Here is a 21,375-nt window from a genome sequence, read left to right as displayed (position 1 = left end):
CATATTAAGAAAGATATAACTCAGGATTATACTAATTAAAATAAAAAACTACTTTTTAATCTGGAAGTCGATCACGTTGCCCTTTTTTACGATTGAATCTGTATACAAAAGTTAAGCTAATTCGTCTTCCAACTCTTCTAGATTCTGATTCCAAACGGAAGTTTTCGCCAGTCACTACTCTATCTTGAATTCGCGAATCAAATACATTTCTAACATTTAAAGTAAGTGCGCCTTTGTCATTAAAAATATCTTTACTAATGGCAAAATCTGAATGATATTGGGCTTTTTGAAGCCTTTGCCCATTTTGGTTTCTTCCTGTGTAATTAAAACTTGCTTGTACAGAAAGTCCTTTTTTGAAACGCAATCTGGAGTTTATTCTGGTAAACCAAGCTTCATCTTTGGTGTCAAAGTTTTCACCATTGAAATCTCCTTTTTGATCGTATTGAAAGAAGTTGAATTCTCCTGATAATCGCAACCATTTAAACGGATTGTATGTTGTTGATAGTTCAAAACCTAATCGATCTTCCGTATCTAAATTTACAGGAAATGTAACAAAGTTTCCATCTGCAGTTTGTGTGGTTACAAAGTTGAAAAAGTCGGTTGTGTGCTGGTAATACACAGATGGATTGATCGAAAATTTTCCCCAACGTTTTAGAAAGGCTACTTCAAACGAGTTGGTATACATCGGATTCAAATCTGGATTTCCTGTAAATAGATTTCTAAAATCTGTTAATCCACCAAAAGGATTCAATTGCCAAAATTGCGGTCTGTTAATTCGTCGGCTGTAACTTACTTGCACATCTGTTCTGTCTGCAAGTTCATATGAAAAATGCGCCGTAGGAAAGAGATTTGTATATTTTTTAGAATCGTTGAACAATTGTTTTTGATCATCAATTCCAATGTCTGAATGTTCTACACGCAATCCTAGTAAGTAACTAAATTTTCCAATTTTGTCGCCATATTGTGCATATACACCATAAATTCGTTCGTTGTAATCCAATTCATTGTCTAAATCTGGAATTAATTGCGCATCAATATGCACCATATAATCACTTGTAATTCTTCTAATTTCACTTCTAAAACCAGTTTCCAATCGTGATGTTTCTGTTAAAGGCGACACAAAATTAGCTTGAAATAAGAAGTCTTTACTACTTTCTACATCATCACTTCTAATTGTTGTAAAGTCAGTAGTTGCAGGAATTGTACGTTGCTGACGAATGCTTTCTTGCTCATCATCATTCCAAAAATCATATTGTACGTCCATTTCTAACTTTTGCCCTTTTTTGTCAAATGTTTTCACATAATTCATTTCCAATCGATTGAAATTTTGCGGCTCTTTGTAGTTTTCTATTCGTGAAATTGTACTGTCTATAGCGCCTGTTGCATCTAAATAAGAATAATTTAAACGGGTTTCATCCGTGTTTTTTAAGAATCTGTGATAGAAACTAGCTGTCAGTGTATTTTTATCATTTATATAATAATCGCCACCAAAAAATATATTGTGAGCATCGTCATTTCTATCTTGATCGTTATTTTGCAGTAATCCAGATTCTATTCCATTATTCGTTACTGTTTGCCTAATTTTTTCTTCGCCAAAGAAGTTTGAGTTTTGATAGCCAATATTGGTAAATACATTTATTTTGTCTGTTTTATACGCAAGATTTACATTCGCCCTGTAATCTCTTGGCGTTCCTGCGCCCAGTTGAACTGAGCCACTTAGTCCTCCTTTTTTGTTCTTTTTTAGAATAAGATTGATAATTCCTGCCGTTCCTTGTGCTTCATAGCGCGCGGAAGGATTTGTGATAACCTCAACTTTTGCAATGTTTTCCGCAGGAATTTGATCCAATCCATTGTTGGCAATTAATGCAGAAGGTTTCCCGTTGATGAGAATACGAACATTTCCGTTTCCACGCAGGCTAACTCCACCACCAGCGTCCACACTTACGGAAGGTACATTGTCTAAAATATCGTTTACCGTTCCGCCTTGCGAGATTAAATCTTTCCCAACATTGAATACTTTTTTATCAAGTTTTAATTCTACCGTTGATTTTTCAGCAACGATTTCAACTTCGCTTAACGCTTCTAAATCTTCTTCTAAACTGATCGTTCCCAAATTCATGTCTTTTGCAATGACAACATTTTTTGACAGGTATGATTTAAAAGAAATAAATTCAATTTTAATGTTGTACGTACCGTTTCCAATTTCTAAAGAGAAGTTTCCTTTTTCGTTGGTAATTCCACCTTCTAATACTTTATCAGTTTTTGTGTCTAAGATGGTTATCGTAGCATATTCCAATGGTTGTTGTGTTGTTTTGTCCAGTACTTTTCCAGTAATGGTAAATTGCTTGTTTTGTTGAGCACTTGCAAGCGTAACCGCTAAGTACACTAATAGAATGATTATTTTTTTCATGTCCGTTTGTTTTATAATTTGATTGATGCCACAAATATGTTGCTTAATGAGACATCATTTTTTTAAATAGTCGAACATGATTATTTAGTCGTCAAACACGTATTTTTTATGGAAATATGGGTTTCGTCTACTTTTTGATAGTGTTTGGATGCTTTTTTACGCTATTCATCTATCCGTAATTTTTAAAGAAGTGTAATGCGTACTTTTATGAATATTATTAGATTTGATATGTTATGATACAAATTGTGAAAAATATTTTCAGTTATATAAAAAATCGCCGTGTCTTAAAACACGTTGTTTTTTGGATTATTCTATATCTCTTTTTAATTTTTTCTGATGCTTCTTATGATCCTTGGTGGGTAATTGCTATTGCAAGAGCTTCTCACATAATTCCGCAAATTATCATTTCATATTTTCTGGCGTATTGGTTACTTCCTAAATTTTTATATACTAAAAAGTACACACTATTTGCAGTGTATGCGATAGTGAGCGCTTATATTATTTGCAGTTTTTCGCGCATGTTAATGGTGCATGTAGCTGAGCCATTATTTAGAAATGCTCCATTTGAACAAGAGCCTATTTTAGAAATCTTAACGGATTGGGGGAAATTGATCAGTGGTTACTTTTTTACGATTTATTCAATTGCTTTATTCTTTTTATTGATAAAATTGACTTTTGAACGTATAGAAGAACAATCGTTAAAAAAGGAAAAAGCTTCTATTGAGTTAAAGATGTTGAAAGCACAATTGAATCCACATTTTTTGTTTAATACCTTAAATAATATTTACTCGTTATCCATTATAAATTCGCCAAAAACATCTGAGTCTATTGGGAAATTATCTGAAATCTTAGATTATGTTTTATATCGATGCGATCAAAAATATGTGCCCTTGGCGGGAGAAATTACATTGCTTGAAAATTATATCGATTTAGAGAAACTTCGCTATGACGAGCGTTTGGAAGTATCGTTTTCACATCGTACTGCATCACAAACACGAGTTGCACCACTTATTTTACTATCGATGGTTGAAAATGCTTTTAAACATGGTGCTGGCGAAGATTCTGGAAGTCCAAAAATCACCATTGATCTTAGTCAAACAGAAGATACATTGACATTTACCGTGTTTAATACAACTACACTTCAAAAAAACGAAACTTCAAAAAGTGCAATTGGTTTGGAGAATATTCACAAGCAATTGGAATTGTTGTATCCAAATACACATACAATCAATATTGAACAAAAAGAAAACTCCTTTCAAGTGATCATCACGTTAAAAATAGTGCCGTATGAAAGTTAAATGCTTACTCGTTGACGACGAACCGTTGGCTATAAAATTGCTGGAAAATCATATTTCAAAAATTGCTTCTTTTGAAGTTGTTGCAACGTGTAATAATGCTATGAAAGCGTTGGAAATTTTAAATACACAAGAAATTGATTTGTTGTTTTTAGATATTAAAATGCCAACTATTACTGGAATTGAATTTTTAAAATCGTTACGCAATCCACCAAAAACTATTTTTACAACAGCGTATAGAGAATATGCCTTGGAAAGTTACGATTTGGACGTTGCCGATTATTTGTTGAAACCTATTACTTTTGATCGTTTTTTTAGAGCTGTGGAGCGGTTTTTTAGAGATATAAAACCTGTGCAAACGGCAGTTTCAATTCCTCAAAAGGATGTGGAAACTATTATACAAGTCAAGTCTGGAACAAAGTATCATAAAGTTACCGTTTCGGATATTATTTATATTGAAAGCTTAAAAGATTACGTCAAAATTCATACTTTGTCAAAATGTATTGTTTCCAAACAAAAAATTAGCGATTTAGAATCAACTTTAGCCACACATGCGTTTTTACGTGTACATAGATCGTATATTATTAATAGCAAAAAAATAACGGCTTTTACGCCACATGATATCGAACTCAACGATGTAGAAGTTCCTATTGGCGCGAGTTATAAGGAATATGTGTTGGCGGTTTTGAAAGAGTAGATTTATATCTCATCAATCATTTTCACAATAATATCTATCGGTGCGCTTTCTTGCTTTTTAGAAGCTTCAAGCAATGCTTTTGTTGTTTTTATTTCTAGTTCTGAACTTTCTTCAAACTGTTCTAATAGCCATAGTTTTAAACTACACACATTAACGTGTCCTGAAGATAAAAGTTGCGCTTTGTTAATCTCAACCAAAGCATCCGCATAGTGCTTTTCCAACTTTAATACCAAAGCTCTCAAATATGATATTCTATAATCTTGCAATCCTAAATTTTCGCTTTGTTGTAAAGATTCAAATATATTACCTTCCAGTTTTGCATACCTGTTATTGTATTTTATTTTTTTGAGATATATGGCTTTTGCCAGATGCAACTTGGGTTTGTTTGGATATAATTGCAATAATTCTTCCAATCGATTGTATTGTTTTGTGGCTTGCGAAGGAAATCCTTGTGTTGAATCGCCAAAACCTTCTAGTAAGTTGTCAATTTCTAGCGAAACATTTTGATACATTTCTGTCCTGTAAATCTTTGAAAGTAGTAGAAAATAATTTCCATATACGTACGTTTCATAGTAAAATCCATCTTTATTTCTTGGCAGAAAAGAAATTACTTTTTCTATAACCTCTTTTGCTTTTTCATACTTACCTTTTTCATAAAAATGTTGTGCAATTTCATACAATTTATTAAATCCTAAACGCAAAGAATATGGAATTGTATACGAATGGCTTTGTTGATATTCCGTTGATTTTTTAGTCTCTTTTTCATAAAAAAGAAAATGACTTTTTGCTATACATTTTAAGTAATTTACCAAGCGTTCATCTTTCTGAGCTACTCTTAATAGTTGTAGTTTTTGTGATTGAAAATAATCACCATTTCTTGAACTGTATCGTTCATAAAGTAATGGCTTCGTACTATCTTCTTTTGGCGTTACCAAATCTATATATGCTAATGCTTTTTCATAATTTTCCAAAGAATAGTTTTCATCTTTATTGTAATAATATGCTGCAATTGCCAAACATATTGTTTGCTTTAACGCAAACGGTGGATTTTGTTCAAGTGCAGTTAAATAATCCTCTAAAGCATATTCAACATATCCTGTTACATAAAAAAACTGTCCTCTTCTATGATAATAATCCGCTAAAGAAACTTGTTTGCTTCTAACTTTCATTGAGCTATTGTTGGCAATCAAATAATCCAAATCGTCCAAAATATAATATGGGTATGACGCTGCTCTAGATTGAAATTTTTCTATCTCACCTGCTCTTTTATATAAATCAAAATGTGGCTTAAACACAAGGTTTATGCGTTCCCAAACAAGTGACATATCATTTGGATTATTTTGCAATGCAGTTTCAACTTTTTGCAATTGTGCCTTTCGCATCGCCATGAAATCGCCAGGTTGCGCATTGACAATAGCGACATTACCTAAGAAGAAAATTAGATATAAAAATTTCATTACAGCGTATTTTAGGTTCCTAAAATACGATTGTGCTGTTCGTTACAAAAACTAGAATGCGTAAACTGCCTTTTTGAATGAGTAAAGTGTTTCTTATGCTTGATAAAATGCTGTTATTCGTTTTACAGCTTACTAAAATTAGAAGAAGTTTATTATTGCACTTCTAACCAAATCGGGCATTTCTAACGGAATCATATGTCCGCAGTTTTTTAAGAATGTACTTGTTGCTTTTGGCAATTGTTTTTGTGTATGTTGAACATCTTCAATATTGACTAATGCATCTTCTTTAGAAGCAATAATATGAATTCGAGTTTGAATTTTTTGTAGTTTTTGGGTTAAATCAACACGTTGTGAAGTTGCTTTGAGTTGGCGAATTAAAACTTCTTTTCCTAAGTCTGAATCCATGTTTTTAATAACTTGAATCAACACATTATTTTGATGATTTTTAGGATGTAAAAACTGCAATGCTCTTGTGGTAGAAATTCCTTTATAATTGTGTTTTTCTAGAAAATCAATCGTGCTTTTTCGGAGTTGTAATTCTTTCGCACTCAAACTAGTTGCAGAAGCCGCAATCACCATCATTTTTTGAATCCGATCTGGATTGGAAACTGCAAAATGCATTGCTGCATATGCGCCCATGGAAAAAGCAACTACAAATGTGTTTTCTTCTAAAGTTGCATCTAACAAAGTATCTATTTCAGCAAATGAAGTTGCCGAAGTTGTATCGATAAAAATACAATCAAACTGAGTCAATTCTGCACATACAAATTCCCACAATAGTGGTGTACACATCGTGCCTGAAAGAAAATAGAGTGTTGGTTTTTTCATGTTCATCTCAACTGCACTCGATGTGACAAAAAAATGCACACTGAACAAAGTTTAAGTGTACATTTTTATTTAGCAGCATCTTATTTGAGTTATCGTATACATATTTTAGCTTCTTGCGTGATCTTAAATCAAGCTCAGCATACGCAACTAAAAAGTAGCTAATTTATAGATTATTCAATTACTAAATTTGTTGCACCTTTTCCACCATAACCAGAAATTTCAATAGTATAGGTTCCTTTTGGCAAGTAATATGCACCGTTTTTCTTTTTCGGAATGGAAGCGTCTTTGTTTTTATCTATGTATTTTTTACGTCCTTTTTCGGTAATGCTCAAATCGTATGTCCATGTGTTGAATCCTGTATCAGCATTTACTTCATATGTAGTTAATTCTGTATTGTCATTTGTAGAAACAGAAACTTCATAAATACCAGGTTTTTTTGCATAAAAATAGATTTCTTTTTCAGGTACACGCGCTTCTAACCATTTGCTCCACGTTGATCCCCAAAATGAACGGTAACGCACACTTTTCGTATCAAACACATATATATCTTTTGCTTTTATTTCTTCATTAAGCTGTTGTAAAACACCAATATTAGCTTTGTAAATTGAGCGTCCATGCGTTCCTATAAGCAAGTCTTTTGCTTGTTTTTGCACTACAATATCATGTACGGCAACATTTGGCAATCCGTTATGAAAAGGTTGCCACATTTTCCCCATATCTAAAGAAGCATACGCACCATTATCGGTACCAACATATAGTATATTTTCATTTTCTGGATCTTCTCTTATTACGTTTACTGGCGAATCAGGAATTCCGTTTCCAATGTTTTTCCACGTTTGTCCATAATTATCTGACATGTACACATAGCTTGTAAAATCGTCCCAACGATAGCCGTTTAGTGTTGCATATACACGTTCTTTTTTGTGTGCAGAAGCAATTACGCGCGAAACCCATAAATCTTTCGGGAAACCGCTTGAAATATTTTGCCAATCGCCGCCGCCATTTTTCGTTACGTGAATGAATCCGTCATCACTTCCAACATAAATTAATCCAAATTGAAAAGGAGATTCAGAAATACTCGTTAATGTTCCGTATGCAACATTTCCTTTTTTTCCACCTTGTGTTAAATCGCCTGAAATTGCTTCCCAATCGTCACCTTTGTTTAGTGATCTGTGTAATTTGTTTCCACCTAAATATAGAATATCTTGATTGTGAACCGATAAATGAATCGGCGTTTGCCAGTTAAATCGGTATGGAGATTCTCCTAATTCGTGTTTTGGTTGAATGTATTGACGTGCGCCACTTTCAAGATTCAATCTGAAGTAGTTTCCAAACTGATATCCTGTGTATACGATGTTTGGATTTCGATTGTCTACTTGAACTTGCATTCCGTCACCACCCATAATTCGCTTGTATGGATATGCTCCTTCTTCATGCCATTTTACAGATGCTTTGTAACTGTTTGGACCAACCCAAACACCATTATCTTGCAATCCGCCATATACTTTGTAAGGTTTTTGCTCGTCTGCATGAATTGCGTAAAACTGTCCCACAGAAGGCGTATTGCATTTAATCCAATTGTCTCCATTATCATATGAAATATTTACACCACCATCATTTCCATTGATTAAATGATTTGGATTGTTTGGATTTACCCAAAGCGCGTGATGATCGGCATGCACATTTTGTCCATTGATGGATTTGAATGTTTTTCCACCATTTTGCGAACGTAAAATTGGCACACCAGCAATATATATATGATTTTCATTTTTTGGACTTACGCGAATCATTCCAAAGTAATATCCATAAGAATATACCAAATCATCTAAATAATCTTCGTGTGTTTTTTTCCACGATTTTCCACCATTTGTTGTTTTAAAAACTTGCGCTCCAATAACTGGCGTATCAAATAATAGTGAATTCGCATTTTCAAGATATTTTGCTAAATCGACAGGTTTTATCGTTCCGCTTCGGACCAATTGTTTAACATTTTCGGCTCTGTATTTTTCTTGAAAACCGTTTGTTTTTAGATAAGTGTTTAATTTTTTATCGGTAAGATTTAAAAACGTTTGAGAAGACATTGTTTTAAAGTCGTCTTTTGTCAATGCTTTGGAATCACTTTTCTTTTTTCCTGTTGCTTCTCGTCTAAATTGACTGTCATGAAACGCATATACTGTGTTTTCATCGTACACTGCCAATCCAATTCGTCCAACGCCATCACCTTCTGGAAAACCTGCATTTTTGCTTATTTTTTTCCACGTATTTCCTGCATCTGTACTTTTGTAGATTGCTGAATTGATTCCATTTCCAATAAAATCCCACGCTTTACGATCGCGTTCCCATGATGATGCATATTGAATGTTGAAATCGTTTGGTGCAACCGCTACATCTACAATTCCTGTATCATTATTTACAAACAATGTTTTGTTCCACGTTTTTCCACCATCGGTTGTTTTGAAAATTCCGCGTTCGGCATTTGGTGAGTATAAGTGACCTAATATGCCAACTATGACTTCATTTGTGTTGTTTGGATTGATTACGATTCGGCTGATATGATGCGAATCGACTAAGCCCATATTTTCCCAACTTTTTCCGTTATTCGTACTTTTTAGAATTCCAATTCCTGCATATGATGAACGCGAAGAGTTGTTTTCTCCTGTACCAACCCAAATTGTTTTTGAGTTCCAATCGACAGCAATATCACCAATATTTTGCGTTGGCGAACTGTCTAAAACAGGTTCAAATGTTGTTCCGTTATTTTTTGTGTACCACAATCCACCAGAAGCATATGCCACATAAAATTCGGTTGTATTGTTGGGGTTTACAGCCAAATCAACCACACGACCACTCATAATAGTTGGTCCGATGTTGGTAAATTTGATGTTTTTTACAATTGAGCTTTGTGTAAGTTTCGCTTTTTGATTCAATGCTTCTTGCACTTGCGAAGCCGAAGTAGGATTGCTTTGCGCAAAGCTAATTTGCACTAAAAAAAGAGATAATACGAAGAGTAATATATTAGGTTTCATGGTTGGGTTTGGTTTAGACTTTCAAAGTACTCAATGTTGCAAACTTGGCAAAATTTTACTTGATTTTTTAACAGTAGTGATGTTAGAATTTAGCTTTACTATATTTCATTTGTCAAGTTTATGAAAAGCTAAGCAAGTCTAAAAATCTAACAATCTTTTCTTTTCCACGAATTCACGAATGTTTTTTGCTCCCAAAATATTTTAAAAACACCATTGTGCTTATGTTGTTTCCGATACCGTTATCCTTTGTGAATTTATATTTATCTAAATATATCCAAAACTCGAATCTTCTTCTAGAATCTTTCATAATTCTCAAAGTCAATGCGTCATTCTTTGACACGATTTGTACTATTATTTCTTTTTCTTCAGGTCTTGAATGTTCTGGAGTTGCATTTCCAATTTTTTTTAACTCGTTTATGACACGATTTGTATATTCAGAGTCTTGTTCTTCATCATTTATTTTGAGTACTAATCCAGGTTGATTTAACAAATTAATTATTTCTTTTTTAACAAGCGTTTCTAAGCTAAAAGCCAGCGTAAAACTGACCAAAAAATTAAAAGCTAGCATTCCCATAAGGGTAATCCCAATTGTTTTCGTTTTTTTCCTTTGCATAGTTTCATTACTAATGGAATATGTAAAAAAGAAAAAACCAATTATACCTAATAAGAAAGAAGGTACTATAATCCACTTGTGCCAAAATGAAGTTAATACATCTAAAAATTCTGTCATTATTCTATGGTAACCAACTCTTATATTTGGTTCAGGTTAAATTTATATGAATTGCTATCAAAATCAAAGTCATCTCATGATTTTATACTATTTTCATACTGGAATATACTATATAAGTATAAATTTTGGTAGTTTTAGAACTTGAATCTGTAAAATAGCATGCGAACTTATGAACGTTTCTACTGCAAATTTTGAATCGTATTTAAAAACCTATATTCAGGATGATTCTTTGGATGATGATATTCCTGTGATTTTGGAAACATTCAACTATGTACATTTAAAAAAGAATACACTTTTTGTAGAAGAAGGCACTGTTTGCAAGTATTTCTGCTTTATTGAGAGTGGCATTTTACAACATAATATTTTGGTGGAAGGTGAAGAAAAAACAACCTATCTTGCTTTGAAAAATTCCGCCACAGCGGCATTAAAAAGTTTTATGCATCAAATTCCTTCACGAAAAAATATAAAAGCTATTAGTAATTGCGATTTGTTTGTGATCGATCAAAAAAGCTTTCAACATTTACTTAAAAATAACAAAGCGTTTCATCATTTTTATTACAATTTAATAGAAAATCAAATTTATCGCATTGACGATTACCGAATTGATTTGTTGACATTAACACCTGAAGAACGTTATAAAAAACTGCTTTCTAACGAGCCAAAGCTATTGAAAGAAGTTCCACTACATTATTTGGCTTCTTTCTTAGGAATTTCATCACGACATATGAGTCGAATACGGAAGCATGTGAATTAGGTGTTAAGAAGGTTCATTTCTCAGAATAATTCATCACACCAACATCTTTATTAATCGTTATATTTTCAAATCAAAACATTGTTACATTAATTGATACTTTAAAAAAATCCGCCATTTGGCTACTAAATTCTTTTTTTGTTTGATTATTTTTGAGGGAAATCAATTAAAAATTCTAAGATGAAATACCAACCGATAGATCGCAACTTGTTTATTAAGAATAGAAAAAACTTCATGGCTCAGATGAAACCGAGTAGTTTGGCTGTTTTTAATTCGAATGATATTTACCCAATTAGCGCAGATAGCACCATGCCTTTTGAGCAACACAGAGATATTTTTTACTTAAGTGGCGTAGATCAGGAAGAAAGTATTTTGGTATTATTTCCAGATTGTCCAAAGGAGAAACATCGAGAAATTTTATTCTTAAAGGAAACCAATGAACATATTGCAGTTTGGGAAGGTGAAAAATTAACGAAAGAAGCTGCGTTGGCAACTTCAGGAATTAAAACCGTGTATTGGTTGCAAGACATGGAAAAAATCATGTTTGAAATTATGACGCAATGCGATACGGTTTATATAAATACCAACGAACATTACCGTGCAAATGTAGAAACAGAAACACGTGAAGATCGTTTTACAAAATGGTTAAAAGACAAATATCCAGCGCATAGTGTAGCAAAAAGCAATCCTATTTTACAGCGTTTGCGTTCTATAAAAGATCCTATTGAATTGGATTTGATGCAACAAGCCTGTGATATTACAAATAAAGGTTTCCGCAGATTATTAAACTTCGTAAAACCTGGCGTTTGGGAATACGAGATTGAAGCAGAATTGATGCATGAGTTTCTAAGAAATCGTTCCAAGAAATTTGCATACACACCAATTGTTGCTTCTGGAAACAACGCAAACGTATTACATTATATTGAGAACAATCAGCAATGCAAAGCTGGTGATGTAATTCTAATGGATGTTGGAGCCGAATACGCTAATTACGCAAGTGATATGACACGTGCCGTTCCAGTATCAGGTCGTTTTTCAGACAGACAAAAAGCGGTGTACAATGCTGTAAATCGTGTAAAAGATGAAGCGACAAAAATGTTAGTTCCAGGAACTATTTGGGCAGATTATCATGTAGAAGTTGGAAAATTAATGACTTCTGAGTTATTAGGTCTTGGTCTAATTGACAAAGCCGATGTACAAAATGAAGATCCAGAATGGCCAGCGTATAAAAAGTATTTCATGCACGGAACGTCGCATCATATTGGATTGGACACACACGATTACGGAATTTTAACAGAGCCAATGCAAGCAAATATGGTGTTTACGGTTGAACCAGGAATTTACATTCCAGCAGAAGGTTTTGGAATTCGTTTGGAAGACGATGTTGTTATTCAAGAAAGTGGCGAGCCATTTAACTTAATGCGCGACATTCCTATTGAAGTAGACGAAATTGAAGATTTGATGAATTCGTAATTTTCAGATCTCTTTTACAGCTATACAAAGAAGCTGTTTTTCATACTCATATATACTTAAAACTCATAATTAACGTGAGTTCGACTTAAGAAGATGTTTTAATTGTTTGTAAAATAGAGAAGGAATCATTAACTTAATATTCTGAATAACAAGCTAATAATAAGAACTTCTCTATGATTACTGACAATAAAATTATTGAAATATTTTGTCTTTTAGACGATTTTAGTAAAGAATATAACGATTTGGTTACCAAAAACAGTCTTCTTGACCCAAATAAAAAGAAAATACGCAAAAGAAAGCGTAAAATGTCTGATGCAGAAGTAATGACTATTTTAGTTATTTTTCATTTAAAATCTTACCGAAATCTGAAGCACTTCTATATAAATCATGTGTGTAAACATATGCGTAATGAGTTCCCCGATTGTGTTTCATACAATCGTTTTGTTGAACTTCAAAAAAAAGTAGTTCAACCACTAGGAGTATTTATGAAAATGCATTGTTTGGGTAGTTGTACTGGCATTTCATTTATAGATTCTACTACGTTGAAATCCTGTCACTATAAAAGAGAAAAGCAACATAAAGTGTTTGCTGGTTTAGCTCAAAAAAGTTACGGAACCTTAGGTTGGTTTTATGGATTTAAATTACATCTTGTCTGTAACGATAAAGGTGAACTAGTCGAGTTTATGCTTACTCCAGGGAATGTGGATGATAGAAAACCTCTTAGAAACAAATCATTCAATGATAAAATATTTGGTAAAATTTATGGAGACAAAGGCTATCTCGGAAAAGATTTATTTGAAAAATTATTTGTAGATGGAATTCATTTAATAACAAAAGTGAGAAAGAATATGAAGAAAAAAGCAATGGATTTTATGGATAAAGTACTATTAAGAAAAAGAGCTGTAATTGAATCTGTAAATGACATCTTAAAAAATGTATGTTATATTGAGCATACAAGACATAGGTCGGTAGATAATTTTATATCAAACTTGGTCTGTGGATTAATAGCATATAGTTTTATACCTAAAAAACCATCTATCAAAATTACTAATATGCTCCCAAATATTGGAATAAGTTAAGTCGAACTCACGTTATTTAGAAGCATTAGATTAATCCTTCAAAGCCATTGTTTGTCATTTATAAGCGTTAAAATAACCTTTCGAAGCGGTCTTTTAAAGGTTATTATCTATTCAACATACCTTCGATGCGGTTCATTACTGTTTTTACCTGGTTAAACAATCATTAAAAGCGGTTCTTTAAGGGGTCAGACCCCATAAACAACCTCAAAAAGTCGTTCATGAACCCCAACAAACCACTTCCGAACCGCTTTGAACCATTATCACAAGGGCTAAAAGTCTTTAGTGAACCACTTTTAATCATCAAACAACCGCTTTTAGTGATTACTGAACTTTAAAAAGTGTGTTCAGTACAACTAATTGTCATTCCTGCGAAGGCAGGAACCCATTTCGTAAACATATAGATTCCGCATCAAGTGCGGAATGACAGTCGGTTTCATAATGAATATTTATAGTTTTTAAGTAGCTAAAAAAACACCCTTTACGGAAAACCTCATTGTCTAGGTGTAATCTTTGTCTTATTTTTAACGTTGTAGAAAACGATAAAAAAGTATGGACACTTCCCAGGAATTAGTAATTGCAAATTTAGTTTTGCCTATTGTAAAGGATTTAGTATTGCCTAAAATACAATCCATATTTAAAAAATTTAAAATAGAAAGTACTGATAAAAAGAGTGTTGAAGAGCAGTTGTGTGATTATTTAGAAAGACGTTACACCAAGTTTTTAACGATTGACACGTTGGTTTTTCCAAATATGCAAACAGCTTTGGAGATTTTATACCAACCATTAACGGTAAGCTGTCGAGAAGGAATTTCTGGAGATGAGATTAACATAAAAATTGATTGTTATCCCAAAGATTTATTACCCAATTATGCTAGAGTAATTATAGAAGATACGGCAGGAATGGGAAAATCAACCATTACTAAAAAATTGTTTCAGTCTATTATTGAGCAAAAAGCAGGAATTCCTGACGCTACGTCATGCTGAACTTGATTCAGGATCACGATTCGTTTTCCCAACAAACAGCTAACCACAAACTTGAAAAAAGTTCTCGCAAAGACGTTCTCGTAAAGTTTATTAAAAAAGATAAAAGGTTGTTTCAAACGTTTGAGTAAGAAATAGTGAGCGACGAAGTGGAATTGCGAAGCGTAGCTTCAAGCATGTAACTTCAAGTGCGAACGGTGCGCAGCAATTTCCTATCTCAAACTTGATTTTTTTGTTTCGTTTTTTTATCAAGAAAAAAATGAAAATAGTATAAAAAACAGGCGAAATTTTACTTGAAGTTTATTTAAATGTGATTAAAGGTTTTAAGAGATACTGAAACAAGTTGAGCATTGGTAAATAACAAGGTTATTTACCAACATGAAACAGTGCATCACCTTGATTCACAACTGCTTGATTGTTAATGCAAAATACAAAACCATTATACGGCGCTTTAATTTCTTTGCAATACGTGGCAAATGTGTCGGTTACAAAACCGAGGATGGCTCCTTTTTTCATAGAACTTCCATTCAATACCTGCGGGACAAACATACCTGCAGTTGGCGAGCGCAACCATTTATGACTCGTTAACAATGTGCTTCCTTCACGTTCAATCCACATTGGATCAATTGTGTGAATCATACCAGCGTATTTCATCACATTCAAAATACCTTGTATACCTTCACGAATGGCATATTCGTCAAAACGCATACTTTCACCACCTTCATATACAATAATTGGAATCTTTCGGTTATGCGCCGCTTTTCGAAATGATTTACTAATCAACGAAGTCGCAAAATAAAAAGGTGCATTAAACACTTCTGCGAGCGTTTTACTTTCGGGCATTCCTGAAGTATATCGAATCTGTGGATGATTATTTCGTTGTCCGCCACCAGTATGCAAATCAATACCAAAATCTACTTGTGGCAACACTTCATATGTGACTTGATAGGCAATTCTCGCGGCAAGCGAACCATTCTTTACACCAGGAAAACTACGATTCACATCTTTTCCATCAGGCACTTGTCGTGAAAAATGTATAAAGCCAAAAATATTCAACAATGGCAATACAATCACAGCGCCACTTTTAATCTTATAACAACCTTCAAACAACATTCTTCGAATAATTTCCACACCATTAATTTCATCACCATGCAAACCACCTTGTACCAATAATGTTGGGCCAGGTTTTCCAGCATTAAATACATATATTGGAATATCAATCATCGTTCCCGTGGGTAAGCGATCAATAGGAATTTTAATCCATTTATCTTCGCCAGGCTTTACAGTTTCACCGTAAATAGTAATGTTTTTATTTTCCGAATTTTCGAACATTCTTTTCTAAGTATTTAATAATTTCTCCTGCAATATTCACCTTTGTATGCTTTTCAATTCCTTCCAAACCTGCGGACGAATTGGCTTCAATAACCAATGGTCCACGATTGGAACGAATAATATCGACACCACAAACAGGCAAACCTAACACTTTTGCAGTATTAACTGCTATTTTTCGTTCATAGTCTGTTAAAATTACGGATTCCGTTTTTCCGCCACGATGTACATTACTTCTAAAATCCTCATCTGTACTACTTCGCATCATGGAAGCAACAATTTTATTCCCAACAATATACACGCGAATATCTTGTCCGTTGGCTTCTTCAATAAATTCTTGCAGAATAATATTTACGTTCATATTATACAACGATTCAATAATAGATTTTGCCGATTTTTTACTTTCGGCAATCATTACACCCAAACCTTGTGTTCCTTCTTGAAGCTTAATAATAATAGGCGCGCCACCAAGTAACTTTATATGTTCTTTAATGTTAGACGTATCTTTCGCAAACAATGTTTTGGGAATAGGAATGCGTTTTCGAGCCAAAATTTGCATCGTACGAAGTTTGTTTCGAGAACGAATAATTCCTAGTGATTTTGCTGTTGTAAAAGCACCATTCATTTCAAACTGTTTCACAATAGCGGCACCATGTCGCGTAACGGAAGTTCCTATACGAGGAATAATAGCATCAACACCTTGTGTAATGTTTTCAGAACCTACATAAATTTGTGGTTTGGGCGTATCACCAAGAATTACGGCACATTTTGTATGATCTACAACGCGGACAGTATGCCCTTTTTTAACGGCTTCATGGTACAACCTATTCGTGGAATAAATTCGGGAGTTGATTGAAAGAATATAAATATTCATTAGTATAGCATAAAGTAAGATTTTTTAAAAATAAGTAAACTTTCTTACTTTAAAAGTGAACATGCATTAAAAAAACGATAAATAATTGATTTCTAAGATGTTTTTTAGTCAATAGTGAAGTTGTAATCTTGTAAAAGCAATACGAATTTGAATAAAAGGATCGTTATATTCGTTTATAAATTCATATTGATAACATTCATTAAACAAAAAACGGATGAAAAAGTATAGTTGGATTTTTGTGATTTTTGCAGTATTAATTTCATCATGCGCTTCTGATGAAGATTGTTGCACGCCAAACCTAGAATCAAAAAATATGATTATCAAGTTTAAGTTTGATGCAACGCAACAACGATTGAATAATTTAGGACAACCAGCAATAATTTCTGTTGGAAATGCGGCACAATCGCCTGTATTTAGTAAAATGAGTGCTAATTATATTGAATTTGCGTCAAGCGCGAATACACTCTTAGGAAATGGAGAAATTATTTATAAAGGAGCAGAAACTTCGCAAGGTGGCACTATGGCAATTGATTTTCAATCAGCACAATTTGCAGGAAATGACGAAATTTTTATAAGTATTCCTTTGGAAGAAGTTGCACAAGGAACCTATAATTGGGTGCGTGTTTCATTGGCGTATCAAGAAGGAAGCATCAATTTGTTGCAAAATGGAAACGACATCACAGGAACGTTGGCAAGTTTTGTTGGCTACAACAGTTACATTACTAACTTTGATGTAAACGGAAGTACATTCAACATTAATGAAAACAAACTACAAGGATTTTGGGCATTTGAAGCCTTAGGTTTTACCGCACAAGGACAAGCACCAGCAGGAGCAACCACAGTTCCGAATCCGTTATTTTCAACGTCTCCAGTGCCACAAGGTTCGTGTGTAGTTACAGGAAAATTTGAAAATGAATTTACAATTACAGGACAAGAAACGGAAGATGTTGTGGTAACGCTTTCCTTTTCTGTAAACAATAGTTTTGAATGGACAGAAATTAACGCAGACGGAAAATACGAGCCAGCAATTGGCGAACAACCTGTAGATATGGGACTCAGAGGATTAATTCCTTCAGTTTCTAATTAAAAGAATTACAATACGGCTAACAAATGCACCATTTAAAAATCAAAAAAGTAACCATTCAAGAGGCAACTCAATTACAGAAAATTGGACGGGAAACGTTTGTTGAAACCTATGCTTCCATGAATAGTGCAGCAAATTTGAATGCATATGTAGAAGATAACTTTTCTTTAGAAAAATTAAAAACTGAGTTAGCAAGTGAACATTCTGAATTTTATTTTGCACTACTTGATGATATAATTATTGGGTACTTAAAAATTAATTTTAGACAGTCGCCAAGTGAAATCAATAGAGAAAACACACTTGAAATTGAACGGATTTATGTCTATAACGAATTTCATGGAAAAAAAGTGGGACAGGCACTTTGCGAAAAAGCAATAGCGATTTCAACACACAAAAAAGTAGCTTATATATGGTTAGGTGTATGGGAAAAAAATCCTAGAGCAATTCGATTCTATGAAAAAAATGGTTTCAAACAGTTTGATACATATATTTTCGAATTGGGAAATGAGAAACAAACGGACTTTTTGATGAAACGTGAAATTAATTAAAACTCATTCTAAATAAACTTTAAAACAAGGACTAAAATTTGTAGAGCTTCTGTGTGAAGCGTATATTTGTGTAACAAATAATTAATCACAATTATAATGAGCGGAATTTTAAATTCTTCGATTGGAAGAAAGTTTGCAATGGCACTTTCAGCACTCTTCCTAATGTTTTTCCTTTTACAACATTTTGCAATTAACATCCTTTCTGTGTTTAGTGAAAACGCTTTCAATGAAGCGTCGCACTTTATGGGGACGTTTTGGGCGGTACAATTTATTTTACAACCAATCCTAATTATTGGAATTGTATTTCACTTTACAATGGGAATCATTTTAGAGTTGAAAAACCGAAAAGCACGACAAGTTAGTTATGCAAAAAATAACGGAAACGCTAATTCTACTTGGATGAGTAGAAATATGATTTGGACAGGTCTTCTTATTGAAGCTTTTCTTATCGTACACATGTCGCAACTTTGGTGGCATGAAATGATGGTAAAATATATCAACCCACAAATAGAAGATCCGACACGTTACTATCACGAACTTGTAGAACATTTTCAAAGCCCAATAATTGTGGCTGTATATGTTGTTGCGTTTGTGTTTTTAGCACTGCATTTATTACATGGTTTTAATTCAGCATTCCAATCAATTGGAGCTAATAACAAATACACAAAAGCACTAAAAGGTGTAAGCAAAGTATACTCTATAGGAATTCCTGCAGGATTTATTTTTATCGCATTATTCCACCATTTTTCAGGAACTCACTAAAAACTTATCAAAACTATGGCTTTAAATTCAAAAATACCTCAAGGACCACTAGCAGATAAGTGGACAAATCATAAAAACGCAATCAATCTTGTAAACCCAGCAAACAAACGTCTTATTGATGTTATTGTTGTTGGAACAGGACTCGCAGGTGGATCTGCGGCGGCTACATTAGCTGAATTAGGATACAATGTAAAAGCATTTTGCTTTCAAGATTCTCCACGTCGTGCACACTCAATTGCGGCACAAGGAGGAATCAACGCAGCAAAAAACTATCAAGGTGATGGCGATTCAACATACAGACTTTTTTACGATACTGTAAAAGGTGGTGATTACCGCTCTCGTGAATCAAACGTATATCGTTTGGCTGAGGTTTCTGCAAACATCATTGATCAATGTGTAGCACAAGGAGTTCCTTTTGCACGTGATTATGGTGGATTACTTGACAACCGTTCATTTGGTGGAGTATTAGTATCACGTACGTTTTACGCCAAAGGACAAACAGGACAACAATTATTACTTGGAGCATATTCTGCCATGAACCGTCAAATTGGTCGTGGGAAAATCAAAATGTACAACCGTCATGAAATGTTAGACGTTGTTATTGTTGATGGAAAAGCAAGAGGAATTATAGCCCGTAACTTAGTTACAGGAGAAATAGAAAGACACTCAGCGCATGCAGTTGTATTAGGAACTGGTGGATATGGAAACGTATTCTTCCTATCTACAAACGCTATGGGAAGTAATGTAACAGCAGCATGGAAAGCGCACAAACGTGGTGCATACTTTGCAAATCCTTGTTACACACAAATTCACCCAACATGTATTCCAGTATCTGGAGATCACCAGTCTAAACTAACGTTAATGTCAGAATCATTACGTAATGATGGACGAATTTGGGTGCCAAAACATAAAAAAGATGTAGCCGCAATTCGAAACAAATCGTTAAAGCCTACAGATCTAAAAGAAGAAGACAGAGATTACTACTTAGAGCGTCGTTATCCAGCATTTGGAAACCTAGTGCCACGTGATGTTGCCTCTCGTGCGGCAAAAGAACGTTGTGATGCAGGTTTTGGAGTCAATGCAACTGGAGAAGCTGTATACTTAGATTTTGCTTCCGCAATTCAACGTTACGGAAAAGAAGAAGCACAAGTAAAACACTTAGACGCAAATGATGCAGTTTTAGTAAAGAAACTAGGACAAGAAGTTGTTAAAAATAAATACGGAAATCTATTCCAAATGTATGAGAAAATCGTTGACGAAAATCCTTATGAGACGCCAATGATGATTTATCCAGCAGTACATTATACTATGGGAGGAATTTGGGTAGATTACAACTTACAAACTACCGTTCCAGGATTGTTTGCCGTTGGAGAAGCAAACTTCTCTGATCACGGAGCAAACCGTTTAGGGGCTTCTGCACTAATGCAAGGATTGGCAGATGGTTATTTCGTATTGCCATATACAATTGGTGATTTCTTAGCACATGATATTCGTACAGGACCTATTGCTACTGATACGAAAGAATTTGAAGAAGCTGAAAATAAAGTGCGTTCAGAAATTAAACATTTAATAAACAACAATGGTACAAAGCCAGTTGATTATTTCCACAAGAAATTAGGAAAAATTATGTGGAATAAATGTGGAATGGCACGTAACGAAAAAGATTTAAAATCTGCCATTGAAGAAATATCGCAGTTAAGAGCAGATTTCTGGAAAGATGTTCGTGTGCCTGGTGAGGCAAATGAATTCAATGAAGAATTGGCAAAAGCAGGTCGTGTAGCAGATTTCCTTGAATTAGGAGAATTGTTCGCAAAAGATGCATTGCAACGTGAAGAATCGGCTGGTGGACATTTTAGAGATGAATACCAAACTGCGGAAGGTGAAGCAATGCGTCGTAAAGAATTTCAATATGTTTCTGCATGGGAATATAAAGGAGAACCTAAAGATGCTGTATTGCACAAAGAAGAGTTGAAATACGAAAATATAGAAGTAAAAGAAAGAAGTTATAAATAGATGTCAGTATTGAGATATGAGATGTTAGAATGATAACT

The 21,375-nt window shown here is 33.9% G+C and carries 17 protein-coding genes; 10 read left to right on the top strand and 7 right to left on the bottom strand.

What is annotated here, in order from left to right; all coding sequences use genetic code 11:
* Positions 1–55: 55 nt before the first annotated feature.
* Positions 56–2,410: a TonB-dependent receptor domain-containing protein gene (locus ACQ654_RS11915; RefSeq protein WP_430410556.1), complete on the bottom strand. Its 2,355-nt coding sequence runs from the start codon at positions 2,408–2,410 to the stop codon at positions 56–58.
* 245 nt (positions 2,411–2,655) lie between these two features.
* Here ACQ654_RS11915 and ACQ654_RS11910 point away from each other — a divergent pair, with 245 nt between their 5' ends.
* Together ACQ654_RS11910 and ACQ654_RS11905 are read left to right on the top strand one after the other, a co-directional pair.
* Complete coding sequence (locus ACQ654_RS11910) at positions 2,656–3,708, top strand: sensor histidine kinase (RefSeq protein ID WP_430410555.1); 1,053 nt, start codon at positions 2,656–2,658, stop codon at positions 3,706–3,708.
* Entirely contained in the window at positions 3,698–4,402 is a 705-nt protein-coding gene (locus tag ACQ654_RS11905; RefSeq protein WP_430410554.1) for a LytR/AlgR family response regulator transcription factor, read from the top strand. The genes ACQ654_RS11910 and ACQ654_RS11905 overlap by 11 nt, the downstream gene beginning before the upstream one ends.
* Before the next feature lie 2 nt (positions 4,403–4,404).
* On the opposite strand, the gene ACQ654_RS11900 is transcribed toward ACQ654_RS11905, so the two are convergent.
* The 4 genes from ACQ654_RS11900 to ACQ654_RS11885 all read right to left on the bottom strand — a co-directional run bounded on the left by ACQ654_RS11900 (position 4,405) and on the right by ACQ654_RS11885 (position 10,443).
* A complete protein-coding gene (locus ACQ654_RS11900) occupies positions 4,405–5,859 on the bottom strand; it encodes a hypothetical protein (protein ID WP_430410553.1) in 1,455 nt (484 codons plus the stop codon).
* 138 nt (positions 5,860–5,997) lie between these two features.
* Positions 5,998–6,687, bottom strand: a complete 690-nt coding sequence (locus ACQ654_RS11895; protein WP_430410552.1) for an alpha/beta fold hydrolase — start codon at positions 6,685–6,687, stop codon at positions 5,998–6,000.
* A 170-nt stretch (positions 6,688–6,857) separates the two neighbouring features.
* The gene (locus tag ACQ654_RS11890) at positions 6,858–9,713 is read right to left on the bottom strand and encodes a WD40/YVTN/BNR-like repeat-containing protein (protein WP_430410551.1); all 2,856 of its coding nucleotides are present in this window, start codon (positions 9,711–9,713) and stop codon (positions 6,858–6,860) included.
* Between the two features lie 172 nt (positions 9,714–9,885).
* Positions 9,886–10,443, bottom strand: coding sequence for a hypothetical protein (locus ACQ654_RS11885; RefSeq protein WP_430410550.1), 558 nt, complete (start codon positions 10,441–10,443; stop codon positions 9,886–9,888).
* 169 nt (positions 10,444–10,612) lie between these two features.
* Here ACQ654_RS11885 and ACQ654_RS11880 point away from each other — a divergent pair, with 169 nt between their 5' ends.
* The 4 genes from ACQ654_RS11880 (at position 10,613) to ACQ654_RS11865 (ending at position 14,730) form a co-directional block, all read left to right on the top strand.
* Positions 10,613–11,197, top strand: a complete 585-nt coding sequence (locus tag ACQ654_RS11880) for a Crp/Fnr family transcriptional regulator (protein ID WP_430410549.1) — start codon at positions 10,613–10,615, stop codon at positions 11,195–11,197.
* Between the two features lie 177 nt (positions 11,198–11,374).
* Positions 11,375–12,667: an aminopeptidase P N-terminal domain-containing protein gene (locus ACQ654_RS11875; protein ID WP_430410548.1), complete on the top strand. Its 1,293-nt coding sequence runs from the start codon at positions 11,375–11,377 to the stop codon at positions 12,665–12,667.
* A 173-nt stretch (positions 12,668–12,840) separates the two neighbouring features.
* Positions 12,841–13,746 carry an IS982 family transposase gene (locus ACQ654_RS11870; protein ID WP_430410547.1) on the top strand — a complete coding sequence of 302 codons (906 nt, stop codon included), beginning with the start codon at positions 12,841–12,843 and terminating at the stop codon, positions 13,744–13,746.
* Positions 13,747–14,295: 549 nt separating this feature from the next.
* The gene (locus ACQ654_RS11865; protein WP_430410546.1) at positions 14,296–14,730 is read left to right on the top strand and encodes a hypothetical protein; all 435 of its coding nucleotides are present in this window, start codon (positions 14,296–14,298) and stop codon (positions 14,728–14,730) included.
* A gap of 363 nt (positions 14,731–15,093) precedes the next feature.
* Here ACQ654_RS11865 and ACQ654_RS11860 read toward each other — a convergent pair whose 3' ends face one another.
* Together ACQ654_RS11860 and ACQ654_RS11855 are read right to left on the bottom strand one after the other, a co-directional pair.
* Positions 15,094–16,059 (bottom strand): succinylglutamate desuccinylase/aspartoacylase family protein, encoded by a 966-nt coding sequence (locus ACQ654_RS11860; RefSeq protein ID WP_430410545.1) that lies wholly within the window; start codon positions 16,057–16,059, stop codon positions 15,094–15,096.
* A complete protein-coding gene (locus ACQ654_RS11855) occupies positions 16,037–16,930 on the bottom strand; it encodes a RimK family alpha-L-glutamate ligase (protein ID WP_430410544.1) in 894 nt (297 codons plus the stop codon). The genes ACQ654_RS11860 and ACQ654_RS11855 overlap by 23 nt, the downstream gene beginning before the upstream one ends.
* A gap of 214 nt (positions 16,931–17,144) precedes the next feature.
* Here ACQ654_RS11855 and ACQ654_RS11850 point away from each other — a divergent pair, with 214 nt between their 5' ends.
* From ACQ654_RS11850 to ACQ654_RS11835, 4 genes are all read left to right on the top strand, one after another.
* Positions 17,145–18,017 (top strand): hypothetical protein, encoded by an 873-nt coding sequence (locus tag ACQ654_RS11850; RefSeq protein WP_430410543.1) that lies wholly within the window; start codon positions 17,145–17,147, stop codon positions 18,015–18,017.
* A gap of 23 nt (positions 18,018–18,040) precedes the next feature.
* Complete coding sequence (locus ACQ654_RS11845) at positions 18,041–18,562, top strand: GNAT family N-acetyltransferase (RefSeq protein WP_430410542.1); 522 nt, start codon at positions 18,041–18,043, stop codon at positions 18,560–18,562.
* A gap of 96 nt (positions 18,563–18,658) precedes the next feature.
* Entirely contained in the window at positions 18,659–19,324 is a 666-nt protein-coding gene (locus tag ACQ654_RS11840; protein WP_430410541.1) for a succinate dehydrogenase cytochrome b subunit, read from the top strand.
* 15 nt (positions 19,325–19,339) lie between these two features.
* On the top strand, positions 19,340–21,337 hold the full coding sequence (locus ACQ654_RS11835; RefSeq protein WP_430410540.1) for a fumarate reductase/succinate dehydrogenase flavoprotein subunit: 1,998 nt from the start codon (positions 19,340–19,342) through the stop codon (positions 21,335–21,337).
* The last annotated feature ends 38 nt before the right edge of the window (positions 21,338–21,375 follow it).

The organism is Kordia sp. (genome assembly GCF_965283645.1).
GTDB lineage: Bacteria > Bacteroidota > Bacteroidia > Flavobacteriales > Flavobacteriaceae > Kordia.
Note: the sequence above shows the minus strand (reverse complement) of the source record. Positions and strands in the feature narration are given on the sequence as shown.